Origin of the sequence: Enterococcus sp. AZ091 (assembly GCF_051714805.1) — a bacterium.
Taxonomy (GTDB): Bacteria; Bacillota; Bacilli; order Lactobacillales; family Enterococcaceae; genus Enterococcus_D; species Enterococcus_D gallinarum.
The window spans coordinates 895,343-913,068 of sequence record NZ_JBIOSO010000001.1 but is presented as its reverse complement, the minus strand read 5'-3'; the positions used below and the strand labels follow the sequence as shown (position 1 = coordinate 913,068).

The window sequence follows — 17,726 nt, the reverse complement described above, 5'->3', positions numbered from 1 at the left end:
TTGGTCAGTCGTTTCTCTCTCATAACAAATGACTATTTCCAAAAGGTAGTAGAATGGCGCAACGATTGTTCAGCCGATAAGACCACGATTAGTTGAAAATGAATGAATTCCTTAGTTAATTGATAAGCCGTAATAGAAAAAGAGCAGCGCGAATCAACTCGAGCTGCTCTTTTTTGCTTACTTTGTTGGTAGAAAGATTCTTGGTTTATTCGTGGTATTTATCCAATAGTAGTGTACTGCTGCTTTTCTTGTCTGGCGTGATAGGCTTCTACAGCAAGAATGGCTTGCTGGAACATCTCGCGAGTGATGGGATAAGGTACATGAACAATGTCGTTGGTGGTCATGGCTTTATCTAAGATGGCTTCCAAGTCTGATTGGGCATTGAGGTGCATGTCAGCCAAACAGACGGGCAGTTTGTTTTCTTTCATAAAAGCATAGACTCGTTGAAAGAGTTCGGTTTGCTGATCCATCATCAACAATGCTAGAACGCCGTAGCTGACAGAAGCCCCATGCAGATAATTCTCCATTTTTTCCAGAACAGTCGTACCATAATAGAACGAATGGGCCATGGCAGAATTGTAGTCATTGATGACTAAGACAGATACTAACCCGGTGGTCACGATGATATCTGAGACGACTTGTTGGATGGCATCCGAGGGGCGATTGGCGGCACTGTCTTTCAACGCTTGCGTGCCGTAGGTCAATAAGCGCTCCGTGCACATTTTGCTGATCTGAATGCCTAATGCATCGGTATGATCCAATTGATCCCCTCTAGAAGAAAAAGTGGCTTCGATTTCTTTCGATAAGGCGTCACCGATGCCGGCCCACAGGTAACTATCCGGCGCTGCGGCGATAATAGCTGTATCAATAAAGGCATGGACCGGCGGTTTTGAAGGAAAGAACAAGCCATGCATTTCGCCTGCTTCGGTGTAGATCACGCACACGGCTGTAACGGGAGAACAATTTGAGCCAATCGTCGGAAATGTGAAGACGGGCTTGGCTAATTTCTCACCTACGACTTTGACGGTATCACACACACGGCCGCCTCCAACGGCAAATAGGACCTCTGCTGCTTGGACACTTTCTTCCTGCAGTAAGCGTGCTACATTTTCATAGGTAGAATTTCCACCATACCATAGGCTGTCAATGACGAATACGTCTTGTGTCAAGGCAGACTTGATTTTGTGCTCTGCTTTCGCTAGTGCTGTTTTTCCACCAATCAGAACAGCTTTTGTCCCATAACTTTTAACGATATCATTTACTTTTTCGTAAGCGTCTGTTCCGATCGTATAATTTGGCAAAAAGATACTTTGACTCATATTGTTTTCCTTCTTTCTTTGCGACGATATTCGCTAATATTGGTCCTGTGATCTGATGAATGATCATGCCGACAGCAGCTGGAGTAACGGCAGCTGCGATCGTGGCGAAATGAGCATTCGCTAAGGAGATGGCTAATCCGGTATTTTTCATTCCTAATTGAAACATGATCGACTTGGCCTGTTGATCACTGACACCTAGTAGGCGGCTAATCCCGTAGCCTGCACCGTAACCGATAAGATTATGCAGCAAGACAAGGAAGATGACGATTATTCCAGACTGAACGATCACTGCCCCATTTTTTGCCACGGTTCCTGCAACGATCAAAAGGATGCTGACGGAAGAGACTAAGACAAAAGCCTGCATCCACGCATCGATATAGTTGGCAATAAGCTTATGGACGATGATCCCTAAAAGAATCGGCAGTAGTACCATCTGCAAAACCGACAAAAGCATGGCGAAAAATGAGATTTCTGTATACTGTCCAGCTAAAAAATAGACAAGAAAAGGGGTCACCACCGTTGCCATTAGTGTGGAGACAGTGGTCAAAGAGACCGTCAATGCGACATCTCCCTTGCCGATGAAGGTCATCACGTTGCTGGCGGTTCCTCCTGAAACAGAACCCAGCAAGACAAAACCGATGATCAGTCCGGAGGATAATCCGAAAAGCTGTGCCAAGCCATAAGCAACAAGCGGGCTGATGGTAAATTGGATCAATAAACCTAAAATAAAAGCTTTTGGCTGAATCACCACCATTTTAAAAGCAGTGACATTTAACGTCATTCCCATACAAAACATGATGATGCTTAGTAACGTTGTTGTGCGCGTAGGTATCCACAAAAATGGTTGGGGAAACAGGTAGGAGATCAGCATCAAAAGGACCATGAGATAAATCAGGTATTTATTCACAAATTCGGCAATCGAATTTATTGTATTCATTAAGACTTTCCTTCCATCTTGACGTAAAGGGACTAGCAATCCTATCACCGTTTCCAACACCTGAGATGCTGCGGATCAGAGGAATCAATAGAAAACCAGCACAGCTACCAGCAAAAGTTTTCAACAAGCAAAGCTTTAAAAAGGGTATAAAAAAACATTCCACCCAAGAAGATTCTCTGTTCTTCTGGTGCAATGTGAATAGGGACTCTTTGAATAAAATACTCAAACAGTCCCGACTATAATAATAAAATAATTGCCTCTCTTCTACTAACAGTCATCCAATCACTTCCTTTGTCTAAATTTTCAGAATATTTAAATTGTTTTATCTAGTGTACAAAATAGTTTGGAATCTGTCAAAGGGAAAATGAGATTTTTGCTAATAAAGGAAATTAGAGACAGGATGAGAGAAAAAAGCTCAGAAGCGCGGATATCTTCTAAGCCTTTTTTCAGTGAAAGTAAAACTTTTCTAGGGTTTCAGTCTGCTTGAGAGGTTCAGATAAATCGAGGAAATAAGGCGTTTGCCAGTTTTGTGTTCGGGATGCGGTAGGATTTAAGTCCTGCACCCATGGTGGATACACGCGAAAAGCCATTTTTCCTGCGGTTGTTTCTGTTTTGATGATGCCGTTGGCGACAAGAACAGAAGATGGGAAGACAAATTGGCCTTTTTGCTTGCCATCAAGGACAGTAATCATTAGTTTGTCTGGATAGCCGCTTAATGAATAAGCTTGATTCTTTTCATGAGGGTGCTCCCACAATGCAGTGAAATAGCCTTTTTTCTTTGGTGTTTTCTTCGCCAGACGGCTACGAAAAGTCGTGTTTCCAACAACGAAAGTCATGCCTTCATACACGCTGTTTTGTCTCTCCGTTTGAATCTTAGTGGGGCCAGCTATATGGTGCATCTTCAATAATGCAGTCATCAATTTCTCTGATTGCCGCATTTTAGGCCATCACCAATCGTTTCCATTTTCTGATTTTTGTTCGGAAATTAGTGAATGGCGCCACTGAATTAATGTGGATCCATTTATACAGGGGCCATTGTGCTTTGGTTGTAGCCCACTTTCTCTGTCCGGGCTCAAACAGTTCGGTATCTGATAGTGTGCTGATCCATTGGCATAGTTCCTCCACCAGTTGGGTCAACTGCTGTTGTTGTTCTTTTAGGGAAAGCTGCCCATAGCGCTGATAAAATTGCTCATAAAGTGCACCTAACTGATTCCACTTATAGCCTGCTGCTGGTGTTTGCACAGCAACGCCGTTTTTTTCTTGGGCTTCCCAGTCTAATAGAAGATGGAGCCACCCTAGTTGATAAGACAAATTTTCAGAGGGACTTTTATCTACCTCATCATGGTGCTGGTGTCTCCATTCTTCTGGAATCTCCTCAAATTCGGTAATGTATTTTTGAAACGTGTCTTGAATGGTTTGGATCAATTCTGCTTTTGTTTGATACTGACGCATTGATTTTCCTCCTACTCATCAGAAAGTGTTTTTTCTTTGGTGATTTGAATGACCAGACCAAACGGATCTTGCAAGATGGCATAGAAGTCCGCAAATTCATTTTGAATAGGAGACTGATAGATCTTGCTCAATTGGTGTTGGCTCATTTTCTCGTAAATGGTTTGTGCTTTTTCGATCGTATCCGTAATGACACTCAATGACAAGGTATTTCCTTGCTGGCAAGGAATCCTAGGATCAATGGGTTGATCTGTCAACTGCATTTGCGTCTGGCCTATTTGCAGTACTGCGTGGGAAAGCCAATGCTCGGTGCCAGTTTCAATCACAGTATCGGGAGCCAATTGGGTTTTAAATTCTTGGAACGTCATTTTAAATAATAGTTTTCCATCAAAAATATCCTGATAGAAAGCCAGTGCTTCTGTTCCTTTTCCTTCTAAGGTCAAAAAAAGTGCTACATCGATGGATGCCATAATCAATTCTCCTTTTCTCTATGATAAACTAACTGTAACAGTTAATGGTTTCATTTCATGACACCTTTGGAGGAGAATATGAAAAAAACAGAAAGAATCCAACAAGAAATGTTTTATATCAATGAAAAGAAAGTCTTTCATTTAAAGGAATTGATGGAGACTTTTGCTATTTCAAAGAGCACAGCACTTCGTGATATTCAAGAACTTGAAGCACTAGGGGTGCCACTATATGTCGAGAATGGACGCTATGGTGGTTATCAGGTCTTGCAAAATACGTTGTTGCCGCCCATTTACTTTAGCGAAAAAGAGGTCTTCGCCATTTTTTATTCCTTACAACTATTGAAATTATTGACCGATTCACCATTTGGCGCTACTTATGGCCAGCTACAAGAAAAATTGTTGCATACCTTCCCAAAGGAGAAACAGCAGCAAATCGCGACTATGTTGGATTGTGTGCAGTATGAAGGAATCAGTCAAATCGCCACGACTGAAAATTTGGAACAGTTGTTTGAATGTATTTTGACAAATGCGATCATCACAGTGGAGTATACACGCTACGGTTTGCAACAAAAACGGCTGTTGCCGACTCGACTGATTCTAATGGATGGCTACTGGTATTGTACGGCATTTGATTTAACAAAAGAAGCATGGCGGACCTACCGTTGCGATTTTATGGCATCGATCGTGGTGGAAACATCCTATCAAACCTTGTATGCAAAAGAGGAGTTGCTGGATTCGTACCAGAAGCAAATGCAAACCTATCGAAACATTCCCTTCAAGGCTAAGGTCAGTGAAACAGGGAAAGAATATTTTTTGAAGCATCCATTTTCCAATATGTCTCTTTGCCAAAGAGAAACAGGAACGTGGATCGAAGGGAAATTCGATCAGACAGAATTGCGGTTTATGACCAATTATTTTCTCGGCTTCGGTGAACACGTAGAAATTATTTCCCCAGAGATATTGCGGAAGGATTATTTAGACTGTATCAAAAAGATCATGGCTAGTTATGAGTGAAGAGCGTTTTTAGAGAATCAGAAGTAATGAACAGGGCAAAATCCCTGCTTACACTTTCGACTATTCTTTCAGAAGTGCTAGCAAGGGATTTTTCGTTTTTGTGGTCTCTCACTACAACTGCTCTTCTTTCAGGTAGCGCCAGAGGGTGGTTCTGCTGATTCCTAACTGATTCGCTGTCTTGGTCTGGTTGCCTTCATTTTGTTCTAACACGCTCAAAATGATTTCTTTGGTGTAGTCAAACAACGTGGGGTGATGTAAAGGATTTTTGGCAGTAAAATGATCCTTGAGATGGGTAAAATTTTGAACCAGTCGTTCTTTGTTCAGCAATTCTGTGACTTGGTGTTCGGTAATATAATGGGTGCGGGCATTGATCACCAATTCTTTGATACAGTATTGCAGCTGATCGAAATTGCCAGGCCAGTCAAAAGCTATGAATGATTCGAGGGCTTTCGGCTCGAAGCCCATGATTTCTTTGTTGCAGGCAATGTTCATTTTATTCAAAAGCAATGTCGTGATGATACTTAATTCATTTTTTCGTTCCCGAATCGCTGGTGCATAGATTTTCGCACAGTTTAATTGGCTTGCCAGTCGGTTGAAAGTCGTTTGATCCGCTGCTTTATTGTTGTCATAGGTAAAGATCAGCTGATTATGATTCCGCACATTGGTGGTTTTGATCAATGAGACAATGCGTTCGATTGCTGCTGCGTTCAATTGCTCAACATTCTCAAAGAAAATGGTGTTATGGCTGTCGACAAAGGGACCATTGGTGGCATTGACTAGAAATTTCCAAAGTTTATCTGTGACGAGTTTGCAATTGATCGAGATCAGGTAGTTGGTATTTTTGGTCTGATTTAGATAAATTTGGTAAGCAATATTTTTTTTGGCAGTGCCACTCTCCCCGAAGACAAGATAAGAAGAATAGTAATCTTCGTATTTTTTCACTTCATGCTTGACGCGGTCAGGTATAAATTGCGAAAACAATAACTTTTTTGAAAAACTATCAGCGACTTCTGTTTTTTTCTGATAAGTGATATCTAGTTTGTTGGTTACAGGTGGTGCACTATTCTCTTGAACAGCGCAGCTGTGATAATGCTGCTGATCGACAGTATACGGTTTGACTAATAAGGAAACATACTTATTTTGTGTTTGCGAGTAATGCTGGATTTCTTTCTTTTCTGGTTTGGCCTGTAGAACTTTGAGGATCTCTTCTGCAAAATCTGGTTCTAATGTAGAAAATTCAATGGTATACGTATCATCATAAAGCAGCAAGTCTTGCTGTTGACTCAAGATCCCTTTTTCGAGGATCTCTTTTTTGTGTTTGACTTGTTGGACGTGATCAATGATCGACAAAGCGTCTTCATAAGCACTTTTGATGCTTTCCAATCCTGAAGTGATCAAAATCGTGTTCAGAGATTTCAAAAGAGCGATGCGGTTGGTGATGGCATCACATAAGATCAATTCATAGTTTTTTTCTGTTAATGTATCAAGGATCTCATTGGCATCAATGGTCTCATCGATGGTGTGGATCTCAATTTTGTATCCTAAAAGATCACAGAGCAAATGGGCTTTTTCGGTGATGCTGGGATAGCCGACGATCGCAAAATTTTGAGTATAATTTTCTGCTAGCCGAATCGAACTTAGAACATCATAAATGGATAATGAGACATCAATGACCGGTAAAGATACAACTTTGCGAATCAGTTTAGCGGTTCCTCCCCGAGAAATGATCGCGTCATAGCCATCAGTATACAGTTTAGCAGCAAGATTTTGTCCTTCGACCAGATCAGCGGTGAAGATGGTCGTTTCCACTTCCGGATATTGTTCGCCGATCATATGCATGGAATGATTTAATTCTTCATAAGGTGCAATACCTAAAATCTTTCGTTTCATCCCTTTTCCCTCCATCAATCGATAGTTGTTTCATATATGAACAATAATAGCATGTAAAACGTAAAAAATATCCCTTGTTTAAGAAATCGTTTCTAAATTAAACGATTTTTCGTTTTTTTAGAATGTAAACGCTTGATTTTTGTCCCTATAATCAAATCATGAAGTACGAGGTGGTGAGTAGATGTTAAAGTTGTTAGTTATTGCAGACGACTTTACAGGAGCACTGGATACTGGGGTCCAGTTTTCGAGACAAGGCATTCAAACGTTAGTCTCAACGGAAACAGTCGTCCAATATAACACACTTCCGCAGGAGATCGAAGTGTTGGTTCTCAATACCGAGAGTCGGCACCTAACTTTTGATCAAGCATATGAGAAGACAAAAACGATTTTGGAAGATGCAAAAGTTGCCCAGGTTCCATTTATTTATAAAAAAGTAGATTCAGCATTAAGAGGAAACATCAGCGCGGAGATCAAAGCGATTCTCGATATGAGCGAACAAGAGGCCCTTCCTTTTTTACCCGCATATCCAGAAATGAATCGGGTAGTGATCGATGGTCATTTATATATAGAAGATGTCTTGGTATCAGAAAGTGTTTTTGCAAATGATCCGTATGAACCTGTGACCGAAAGCAATGTGATGCAGCGGCTGCAGTCGGAAGCAGGGATCAAGGCAATGCTAGTCAAAGACCAGTCGTTGCCGGAAACAGGTGTAATGGTTTTTGATGCACAGACAGATGATATGTTACAGGTCCACGCAAAACGCCTAGCAGAGAACGATCTTTTGGGTATGACGGTCGGGTGTGCAGGGTTCGCAAAAGTTCTCGCGCAACAGTTGTTCCCCAACGGCAAAGAAGTAGCTTACAAATTACAAAAGCCAGTAGTGGTTGTCTGTGGAAGCGTCAACCCGATCACAAAGAAACAAATTGAGTATGTTGAGCAAGACTATCCGCGGATTTCATTAACAGCGCAACAACTGTTGCATCCTACCTATTGGCAAACAACCGCAGGACAAACAGAGATTGTTAGTTATCTTCAGTTGATGGAAAAACAGCCATTAGTCATTTTTGAAACCTATAGCGAACAAACAACAGCTGAAATTGTGGCTTATAGCGAAGAAATGGGCTTATCTGCTGAAACTTGTCGGTTTAGAATAGGGGAGGCATTAGGCATGTTGACCAAAGCCCTTTGGTCACAACATCAAGAGAATACCTTTCTCTTTACCGGCGGGGATACCTTGTTCCAATCAATGAAAGTCTTGGGTGTGACCGGAATCAAGCCGTTGACTGAGATCAAACCGGGCGTTGTTTTATCTGCCATCGAATGGAATAACCAAAAGATGCAAGTGCTTACGAAATCAGGTGGTTTTGGGACAGAAGAATTACTTGAAGAAATTAGATGGTATTAAATGATTAAGGAGGATTTATTATGCTAACAGACTACAGTTTAAAAATGCCAAAAAATATTCAGGCAGGCGAACATGCGCTTGAGCAGTTAAAAGAAATCATTAGCAGTGGTGTTCATAAAATCGTTATTTTCACAGATAAGGGACTTCTAGATTTAGGTTTGGTCGATCTGCCTATTCAAATCATTGAAAAAGCAGGAATCGATTACACGGTTCTTGCTGATATTCCAGCGGAACCAAACTATCACGAAGCGCAAGCAGTAATCGATGCCTTTAAGAAAGAAGCTGCTGACTTAGTGATTGCCGTCGGTGGTGGATCGGTCATGGACGTGGCGAAATTGGCTTCGATCTTAGCAACGGATGACTACACGGTCAAAGATTTATTAGATAATCCATTATTGGCAAAAAAACAAGTACCTAGTTTGATGATTCCTTCCACTGCTGGAACTGGAGCTGAAGCAACTCCTAATGCTATCGTGGGTGTTCCAGAAAAGGACTTGAAGATCGGGATCGTCAATCCTGAAATGATCGCCGACTTCGTTTTATTAGATGGACGGATGATCAAAAACTTGCCAAAACCAATCGCAGCAGCCACAGGTGTAGATGCATTGTGTCATGCGATTGAATGTTTCACATCTGCCAAAGCTAATCCAATCAGTGATACTTTTGCGCTGGAAGCATTGGATTTGATCATGAACAACATTATCGAAGCCTGCACAAATCCAGAAGCATTAACAGCAAAACGGAACATGTTGCTTGGTTCATTTTATGCAGGGGTAGCAATCACAGCATCAGGCACGACAGCCGTTCATGCCCTTTCCTATCCGCTAGGCGGCAAATACCATATTGCTCATGGTGTCTCCAATGCGATTTTGTTGACACCAGTGATGAAATTTAATGAACCAGCAATCAAAGACTTACTCGCTGTTGCTTATGATCGTGTCATCAAAGAGGGACATCAAGACTGGTCGGTTGACGAAAAATCAGCGTATATGATCAGCCAGTTAGACGAAATCGTCAAAGTTTTGGAAATTCCAACGAGTTTGAAAACATTCAATGTACCAGAAGAAGACTTGGATGGTTTAGTAGCAGCGGGCATGGAAGTAACACGTCTACTGGTCAACAACAAACGAGAAGTCACACCAGAAGATGCTCGGGCCATCTATCTGCAAATTTTATAATTTGAACTCAGAAAGGATGAAGCGTGTCATGAAAAAAATTGTCGGCATCACAATGGGAGATCCTGCAGGGATCGGACCTGAAATCTCCCTTAAAGCTTTTGCCAAACCGGCACTCTATGACAAGTGCCGCCCATTATTAGTCGGAGACAAAAGTGTTGTTGATTACTATTTAGCAAAACATCCTGAATTAGCTTTGGAAGTGAATGTGATCAGCCAGCCCAAGGATGGGCGTTATGCATTTGGAACGATCGACCTGATCGACTTAAAGATCGTAGACATGGCAACTTTTCACATTGGGGAAGTTTCTCATGTCGGTGGTGACGCAGCGTTTCAATATGTGAAGAAAGTCATCGAGTTAGCTTTAGCCAAAGAAATCGATGCAACGGTAACGAATCCATTGAACAAAGAAGCCATGAATGCTGCCGGTCATCATTATGCGGGACATACAGAAATCTATGCCGACCTAACCGGTACCGATAAATATACCATGATGTTGGCAGATGGCAACTTGCGAGTCGTACATGTCTCGACCCATGTGTCATTACGGGAAGCGTGTGACCGGGCCACGAAAGAACGTGTCCTCGATGTGATTCGTATCGCAGATCAGGCTTGCAAAGATCTAGGGATCGAAAATCCTCGCGTTGCAGTTGCTGGCTTGAATCCACACTGTGGCGAAAATGGATTGTTCGGCCGTGAAGAAATCGATGAAATCAATCCTGCTGTAGAAGCAGCCAAAGCGGAAGGAATCAATGTGTTTGGTTCATTGCCTGCAGATACTCTTTTTTCAAAAGCCAATGGGGGCATGTATGACATCGTCGTCGCCATGTACCACGATCAAGGCCACATTCCTTTGAAACTTTTAGGCTTTGTCTACGATCAAGAAGCACAAAACTGGAAAGCAGTGCAAGGCGTCAACATTACGTTGAACCTTCCGATCATTCGGACTTCTGTCGACCATGGAACGGCCTTTGATCAAGCAGGTAACTGGACGGCTAGTGAAGCCAGTTTAGAAAATGCCATCGATTACGCTATTCGGTTGGCAGAACATTCAAAATAAGCACAAATGCAGCACAACATAAAAATTTGGTTAGGGGGAGAAACACGTTGACTCATTTAGAACAAGTGCGACAATCAGAGCCGAACGGTGTCATGTACCGAGATACATTTTTGAATGTTGATTTTGGTTTGATTCCTACCGGTGGCAACAACACAGCTCACGCACCCGCATTGATCGAAACAGCAGATGGCGGGATGTTGTGTGGGTGGTTTGCAGGAAGCTTTGAGGGAAGCGGCGACATCTCGATCGTCGTCTCAAAATTAGACCCAGAAACACAGAAGTGGTCGGTTCCCGTTACTGTTTCAGAAGGCATAGACCGTAGTGAACAGAATCCGTCCTTTTTCCGGGCGCCAGATGGCAAGATTTGGCTGATCTACACATCCCAAGTCAGCCGCCAAGAAGGAAAAGACAACATGCAGTTCACTTCAATCATCATGGTTCAAAAATCAGCTGATGAAGGAAAAACATGGGGAAAACCAGAAGTTCTCTTTGATAAAGAAGGCACTTTTGGCCGTCAAGGAATCCAAATCTTAAGTAATGGCCGTTGGCTGTATAGCACGTGGCTGTGTGAAGATTCAGCCGATGGGTTGACGAATGACCCGACAGAGTTCCAAGTATCGGATGATCAAGGACAGACTTGGCGTGCTGTTCGGATGCCAGATAGCAACGGTCGGGTCCATGCCAATGTCGTGGAAGTCGAGCCTGGTCATTTAGTTGCCTTCATGAGAAGCCGCTTCGCAGATTTCGTCTACAGCAGTGAATCCTTTGATTTTGGCGATCGTTGGTCTGTGCCGACAGCAACTGTTTTACCTAATAACAATGCTAGTATCAGTGCGATCAAACTGAACTCCGGTGAAATCGCATTGGCATACAATGTCAATGCCGCACCAAATGCTGCTTTTGGACAAGTCGCTTGGCCGGGATTGCGGAATCCAGTCGCTGTCTCTGTAAGTGAAGATTTCGGCAAGACATGGCCGATCGGACGAATTTTTGAAGCTGCAGAAGGCTATATCGGTGCGGAAAACAAAACCAACAATTCACAACATGAATACCCAACCCTTTACCAGGATAGCCAGGGCAATTTACATCTGGTCTATGCCTACCGCAATCGTCTTTGTGTGAAGTATGTTCGTTTCACCGTTGCTGATCTGTTTGGCGAAAAACGGGAATCCGTAGGTGTGTATAATCCAACCTCCGGTGAAGGTGTCGAGAAATAAACAAACGTCGGTAACATTGACGGAAAGACAGCCCAATATCGCGCTTGGTCCCCTGAAAAAAGCGGCAGCGCGGGCATCCGTCAATTTAATGAAAATGAAACCGTATTCCATACTTGTTCTATAAAAGAGGAGAGACATTACTATGAAACCAATCGAATTAAAAGGCATCATCAGCCCTATTTTGACCCCAATGTATGAAGACGAAAGTATCAACTTTGATGAACTGCGCAACCAAGTAGATCGCATGATCGACAATGGGGTCCACGGGATTTTTCCTTTTGGTACAAATGGGGAAGGCTATATCTTGTCTGCAGAAGAGAAAAAGCTTGTCTTAGAAGTCGTTGTTGATCAAACTGCAGGCCGGGTACCGATCTATGCTGGTTCAGGAGCCATCTCTACAAAAGAAACAATCGCCCAAAGTAAAATGGCACAGGCAGCTGGCGCAGATGTTTTATCGATCATTGCACCGAGTTTTGCAGCAGCGAGCCAAGAAGAAATCTATACGCACTACAAAACGATTGCCGAAGCAGTTGATATGCCGATCGTGCTTTACAATATTCCTGCTCGAACAGGGAATGCTATTGCACCAGCGACTGTCGCTCGTCTGGCACAAATCGAAAATATCATTGGTGCAAAAGATTCTAGCGGCAACTTTGCCAATATTTTAGGCTATATTGAAGCAGGAAAGGCAAAAACGAACGGGAAATTCTACACATTATCAGGCAATGACCAATTGATTATCTGGACGCTATTAGCAGGAGGTACTGGCGGTATTGCGGGTTGTGCCAATGTTTATCCGAAAACAATGGCATCTATCTATGACCTTTTCGTAGAAGGCAAGATCGAAGAAGCGAAGACAGCCAATGAACGGATTCAAAACTTCCGCAACTGTTTCAAATATGGCAATCCCAATACCATTGTTAAAACAGCCGCAGCGTTACTTGGCAACAATGTAGGAAAATGCCGGGCACCATTCAACCAAATTCCAGCTGAAGGAATCGAAGCATTGAAAAAAGTATTAGAGGAAGACAAAGCGAAAGGCATGCGTTAAGAAGTCCACAAGCATTTGTTTTGTGTAGGCAAAAGCAGTCTGAGAGGTGTGGCGTAAGGGAGGAATAGCTCAATTTCGCTAGCGTGTTGGCTTTAAAATGAGTTAGCGAATCAGCTAGATAAAGTGCTCACAGGAAGAGTGGTCTTGTCCCTCTCCTTGTGACAGCAGCGAAGGAGCGGATCTGCGTTCATTCGCCGCCTAATTTACGTCACCTCTCCTGCACATGCGTATGACTAGAAGTAGGAGGACACTATGACTATTCAAATGATGATTGCATTAGCAATTACCGTAGTAATGATTGTTTTAGTAATGATTGAAAAAATTCCCTTTGGAGCGGCGCCATTATTTGCCTGTTTGTTGCTAGTCATTTTTGGTATTACGGATATTAAAGGGGCTTTTGCCGGTTTCTCGAATTCGACCATCGTCATGTTAGCTGAGTTCATGGCCATTATCGCTGCCCTTGAGAAGACAAGTTTTATCGTCGTTTTCAAAAAAGCCATGTTCTCGATGGCAAACAAAGGTGGCTTCAAGTCTTATATTCTGATCATTCTGGTAGTGATGTTAGGATGTAGTTTGTTCGGAACGGGTTCAACTGCGTATTATGTACTGACACTTGGGTTATTATCTACACTGCCTTATTCAAAAAAATTACCCCCATCAAAAGTGATTATGACTGCGGGATTTGCGACCAATCATCCGTTGATTCCTTTCAATACCGCATTGCAGTATGGGATCGTGATCGCTGTTTTGAATTCTGCTGGGATCATGGCAGAGGTTTCTGTTTTTAAATTTGCAATTGTTAACTTATTTTTATCCATTGGCTTTTTAGTCAATTGTATCATTCAATACAAATTTCTTCCGGATCATCCTACTTCTGAAGACTGTAAAGATGTGGATGTCACTAACGGAAATGTTACCGCTTCCCGTCTGCCGAGATGGAAAGAATTGACGACTTATGGTGTATTTATCTTTGCGGTCATCGGTATGTTGCTACAAAGTAAAATCGGCGATGCCGGCTATGCGATGGCTGGTTTATCTGTTGCGGTGATCTTATTGATTGGTGTCTTAGACTTTAAAGAAATCCGTGATGCCATCAGTGCACCGATCATCTTGATGTCAGCCGGGGTCATTGGTGTGGCAGACGCATTAGGAAGTACAGGATTGACCAATTTAGTTGGGACTTCGGTTGCGGGAATGTTGGGAACCAACGTGAATCCTTTTGTGATGATCTTTGCATTCTGTATTTTGACCAGTCTGTTGGCTACATTAACAGGATCGACCATTGGTACAGTCTATGTATTTACGCCACTAGCGATCGCTACTTGCAGAAGTTTAGGCTTAGATCCTACAGCCGCAGCTTGCGCCATCGTGATCTCAGGTTGGTGTGGTCACTTCCTGCCAATTGATGGGATGCCAGCAATGATTTTAGGAACTGGGAAATACACAGCCGCACAATTTTGGAAATTTACGATTCCGCAATACTTTATCCGTCTCGTATTTCTAACCGTGGGATCGATTTTGATGTTCCCGATGTAATAACTGGAATCAACTGTTCAACAAGTATGAAAGAGGTGTAAGACAATGGAAAATCACTTTGAATTAGAACATATTGGTATCAACATGGAAAATGAAACCGAAGCACAAGAACTTGCCACCCAACTGAGCATGATCTTTAATCTGACGCCACGACATGGACAGAAATCAGAATTTGCCGGTGACTACTTCGAATGTATGAAAGCACCTTTCTTAGGAAAAAATGGACATATCGCTATGCGGACTTCCAACTTGGAAAGTGCAGTAGAGGAGCTAAAAGCCAAAGGACTCTCCTTTAATATGGATACAGCTGCCTATGACGAAGAAAACAAATTGAAAAATATTTATCTTGCCGGCGAGTTTGGCGGATTTGCTATTCATATTTTAAGAAAATAAAAGCATCCTTTGCGATCTGCTCCTTATTGAATATCAGTCATAGTAGAACGGAATTTCTTTCTGCTATGACATTTTTTGATAAAGGAAGACAGATTGGTAAAACCGAATGAACGATGAAACTAACATTAGGAGATGAACACAGTGGATTTATGGTTTACCAAATCGAAAGAAGAAGTCTTACGCTCGTTGGATACCAATGCAGCTGCAGGGCTATCCAGTCAAGAAGTTGAAAAAAGGCTGCAGTCTTTCGGCAGAAATGAATTAGAAGTGAAAAAGAAAGAAAGTTTATTGAAAAAAGTGATCGGGCAATTAGAAGATCCAATGATTATCGTACTATTGATCGCTGCTTTTCTTTCTTATGTTTCCAGCGGTTTTGAAGACTGGATCGATTCCGTCATTATTTTGTTGATCGTCGTGATCAATGCCATCATTTCGATCTCACAAGAAAACAATGCCAATAAATCCTTGGAAGCATTACAAAAAATGTCAGCCCCGTTGGCTAAAGTGATTCGCAATGGGAAACTGGAACATATTGAAACAGCTACTCTTGTTCCGGGAGATATCATTGAATTAGAAGCTGGCGATTTAGTACCAGCGGATGTGCGGATCTTGTCAGCAGCCAATCTAAAAGCAGATGAATCTGCCATGACAGGTGAATCAGTTCCTGTGAACAAAAAAGCACTAGAAGCATTGCCTGAAGATACTGTTTTAGCTGATCGCAAGAACATGCTGATTTCCTCCACAGTGATCACTAATGGGCGTGCAACTTGTGTCGTTACTAGTACCGGGATGAAAACGGAAGTTGGTCGTATTGCGAACATGTTGATCTCTGAAGATGACAATACGACACCGCTACAACGAAAAATGGCAGAAATCTCAAAATTGTTATCGATTATCTGTTTAGGGATCTGTGTCCTAATGTTTATCGTAGGTCTTTTATACAGTCGGCCAATTCTTGAAATCTTCATGATGGCTGTTTCCCTTGGGGTAGCGGCTATTCCCGAAGGACTGGCGGCCATCGTTACGATTGTTCTGGCATTAGGTGTCCAACGATTGGTGAAACGTCATGCCATCGTGAAGAAGCTACCTGCAGTCGAAACTTTGGGGGCTGCTTCAGTGATCTGCAGTGACAAAACGGGTACATTGACGCAAAACAAAATGACCGTAGTTGAAACCTTCGTTCATGGATCGGCAACCCCGCAGCAACTATTGGCCATCGGAGCATTGTGTAATGATTCTAAGTTAACGGTCAATGGCAGTAAGTTCCAAGTGACCGGCGACCCGACAGAAACCGCATTTGTCAGCAAAGCGTACGAAGAAAAATTAGACAAAAATGAGTTAGAAGCAAACATGCCTCGTGTGGCTGAGATTCCTTTTGATTCGGAACGCAAATTGATGAGCACGATCCATAAAACCGAACAAGGCTATCGCGTCATGGTCAAAGGAGCACCTGATGTTTTGCTGAATCGCTGTAGGATTGATGAAGCAGAAGCTCAAAAAATTGCTGCTAAAAATGCTGACATGGCATCAAATGCCTTGCGCATTCTAGGTGTTGCATATAAAGACATTACTGAAGTGCCCGAAGAGCTGACTTCAGAAGACATCGAGAACCATTTGACATTTGTCGGGTTAGTCGGAATGATCGATCCTCCCCGTCAAGAAGTCAAAGAAGCGGTGGCTCAATGTTACGATGCAGGGATTCGCCCCGTCATGATCACTGGTGACCACAAATTGACTGCGGTTGCAATCGCCAAAGAATTGAATATTTTCCGCTCTGGAGATCTAGCTATGACAGGTTCAGAACTGGACATGATGCCGCAAGAAATATTGGAAGAAGAAGTAGAAAAGTATTCTGTCTATGCGCGAGTTTCGCCTGAACATAAAATGCGGATCGTTAAGGCTTGGCAGGCAAAAGGCATGGTCGTCGCCATGACAGGTGATGGTGTCAATGATGCGCCTGCCTTGAAAGTAGCCGATATTGGTTGTGCGATGGGAATCACCGGGACGGATGTGGCTAAAGGGGCAGCGGATATGATCTTGACGGATGATAACTTTGCCACGATCGTCCATGCGGTCGAACAAGGAAGAGGGATCTTCTCCAATATCAAGAAATCGATTCAGTATTTATTGAGTTGTAATATCGGTGAAATCATCACGATTTTCGTTGCAACTGCATTGAATTTCCATCAGATGCCATTAGTTGCGATCCAACTCCTCTGGTTGAACCTAGTCACTGATTCACTACCTGCATTGGCTTTAGGAATGGAACCAGTTGAGCCAGGCGTGATGAAACAAAAACCTCGCGATTCCCGGAAAAGCATTTTTGCTGATGGCTTTGCTGCAAGTATGATCTTTTACGGCGTTTTGGTAGGAGCAATCACGTTGGCAGCTTATTGGTTAGGGGAATACGTCTTGTCAGATCCAACCGTTGCTGACGGCACAGCAAATACGATGGCATTTGCTACACTCGTCTTTGGGGAATTGACTCGTGCGTTTGCTGTCCGCAGCGAAACACGTTCTATTTTCAGCATTGGTGTCTTCTCCAACAGTGCGATGAATAAAGCCTTTCTAGTCAGCTTAGCTTTGCAGTTGGCGGTCTTGTTCATTCCATTCTTGCAAGAAATTTTCAAAGTTCAAAGTTTGACAGGAATTGAATGGGTGATCGTGATTCTGCTCTCATTAGTCCCACTGATTGTTAGTGAATTGACTAAAGCTTTTCGCAGCAAAGACGCGAAAGTTTTAGAAGGCAAACTTTCAATGTAACAAACGTCACTGATTTATCGGCATTTTCCTTTTGGGAAATGCCTTTT

At 42.6% G+C, this 17,726-nt stretch carries 15 protein-coding genes; 9 read left to right on the top strand and 6 right to left on the bottom strand.

Going from position 1 to position 17,726, the window contains the following annotated elements; genetic code table 11:
- Positions 1 to 218: 218 nt before the first annotated feature.
- The 5 genes from IGJ28_RS04700 to IGJ28_RS04680 form a co-directional block, all read right to left on the bottom strand.
- Entirely contained in the window at positions 219 to 1,319 is a 1,101-nt protein-coding gene (locus tag IGJ28_RS04700; RefSeq protein ID WP_113849035.1) for an iron-containing alcohol dehydrogenase family protein, read from the bottom strand.
- The gene (locus tag IGJ28_RS04695; protein WP_438845221.1) at positions 1,255 to 2,256 is read right to left on the bottom strand and encodes a bile acid:sodium symporter family protein; all 1,002 of its coding nucleotides are present in this window, start codon (positions 2,254 to 2,256) and stop codon (positions 1,255 to 1,257) included. The genes IGJ28_RS04700 and IGJ28_RS04695 overlap by 65 nt, the downstream gene beginning before the upstream one ends.
- A gap of 446 nt (positions 2,257 to 2,702) precedes the next feature.
- Positions 2,703 to 3,194: a MepB family protein gene (locus tag IGJ28_RS04690; RefSeq protein ID WP_279282031.1), complete on the bottom strand. Its 492-nt coding sequence runs from the start codon at positions 3,192 to 3,194 to the stop codon at positions 2,703 to 2,705.
- Position 3,195: 1 nt separating this feature from the next.
- On the bottom strand, positions 3,196 to 3,708 hold the full coding sequence (locus IGJ28_RS04685) for a ClbS/DfsB family four-helix bundle protein (protein ID WP_096711087.1): 513 nt from the start codon (positions 3,706 to 3,708) through the stop codon (positions 3,196 to 3,198).
- Between the two features lie 11 nt (positions 3,709 to 3,719).
- Positions 3,720 to 4,175: a VOC family protein gene (locus IGJ28_RS04680; RefSeq protein ID WP_086268930.1), complete on the bottom strand. Its 456-nt coding sequence runs from the start codon at positions 4,173 to 4,175 to the stop codon at positions 3,720 to 3,722.
- Between the two features lie 78 nt (positions 4,176 to 4,253).
- Here IGJ28_RS04680 and IGJ28_RS04675 point away from each other — a divergent pair, with 78 nt between their 5' ends.
- Positions 4,254 to 5,189 (top strand): helix-turn-helix transcriptional regulator, encoded by a 936-nt coding sequence (locus tag IGJ28_RS04675; RefSeq protein WP_005469848.1) that lies wholly within the window; start codon positions 4,254 to 4,256, stop codon positions 5,187 to 5,189.
- A gap of 111 nt (positions 5,190 to 5,300) precedes the next feature.
- On the opposite strand, the gene IGJ28_RS04670 is transcribed toward IGJ28_RS04675, so the two are convergent.
- Entirely contained in the window at positions 5,301 to 7,079 is a 1,779-nt protein-coding gene (locus IGJ28_RS04670; RefSeq protein WP_438845220.1) for a PrpR N-terminal domain-containing protein, read from the bottom strand.
- A gap of 181 nt (positions 7,080 to 7,260) precedes the next feature.
- On the opposite strand from IGJ28_RS04670, the gene IGJ28_RS04665 reads away from it, so the two are divergent.
- From IGJ28_RS04665 to IGJ28_RS04630, 8 genes are all read left to right on the top strand, one after another.
- Positions 7,261 to 8,484 carry a four-carbon acid sugar kinase family protein gene (locus tag IGJ28_RS04665; RefSeq protein ID WP_438845219.1) on the top strand — a complete coding sequence of 408 codons (1,224 nt, stop codon included), beginning with the start codon at positions 7,261 to 7,263 and terminating at the stop codon, positions 8,482 to 8,484.
- Between the two features lie 20 nt (positions 8,485 to 8,504).
- Positions 8,505 to 9,662, top strand: coding sequence for an iron-containing alcohol dehydrogenase (locus tag IGJ28_RS04660; RefSeq protein WP_081131140.1), 1,158 nt, complete (start codon positions 8,505 to 8,507; stop codon positions 9,660 to 9,662).
- Positions 9,663 to 9,690: 28 nt separating this feature from the next.
- Positions 9,691 to 10,719, top strand: coding sequence for a 4-hydroxythreonine-4-phosphate dehydrogenase PdxA (gene pdxA, locus IGJ28_RS04655; RefSeq protein ID WP_096711084.1), 1,029 nt, complete (start codon positions 9,691 to 9,693; stop codon positions 10,717 to 10,719).
- A 92-nt stretch (positions 10,720 to 10,811) separates the two neighbouring features.
- The gene (locus tag IGJ28_RS04650; RefSeq protein WP_096711094.1) at positions 10,812 to 11,936 is read left to right on the top strand and encodes a sialidase family protein; all 1,125 of its coding nucleotides are present in this window, start codon (positions 10,812 to 10,814) and stop codon (positions 11,934 to 11,936) included.
- A gap of 142 nt (positions 11,937 to 12,078) precedes the next feature.
- On the top strand, positions 12,079 to 12,987 hold the full coding sequence (dapA, locus tag IGJ28_RS04645; RefSeq protein ID WP_081131138.1) for a 4-hydroxy-tetrahydrodipicolinate synthase: 909 nt from the start codon (positions 12,079 to 12,081) through the stop codon (positions 12,985 to 12,987).
- 252 nt (positions 12,988 to 13,239) lie between these two features.
- Positions 13,240 to 14,523, top strand: a complete 1,284-nt coding sequence (locus tag IGJ28_RS04640) for an SLC13 family permease (RefSeq protein WP_081131137.1) — start codon at positions 13,240 to 13,242, stop codon at positions 14,521 to 14,523.
- 45 nt (positions 14,524 to 14,568) lie between these two features.
- Positions 14,569 to 14,916 carry a 2-dehydro-3-deoxy-phosphogluconate aldolase gene (locus IGJ28_RS04635; protein WP_029486217.1) on the top strand — a complete coding sequence of 116 codons (348 nt, stop codon included), beginning with the start codon at positions 14,569 to 14,571 and terminating at the stop codon, positions 14,914 to 14,916.
- A gap of 132 nt (positions 14,917 to 15,048) precedes the next feature.
- Complete coding sequence (locus IGJ28_RS04630) at positions 15,049 to 17,679, top strand: calcium-translocating P-type ATPase, PMCA-type (RefSeq protein ID WP_438845218.1); 2,631 nt, start codon at positions 15,049 to 15,051, stop codon at positions 17,677 to 17,679.
- Positions 17,680 to 17,726: the final 47 nt, after the last annotated feature.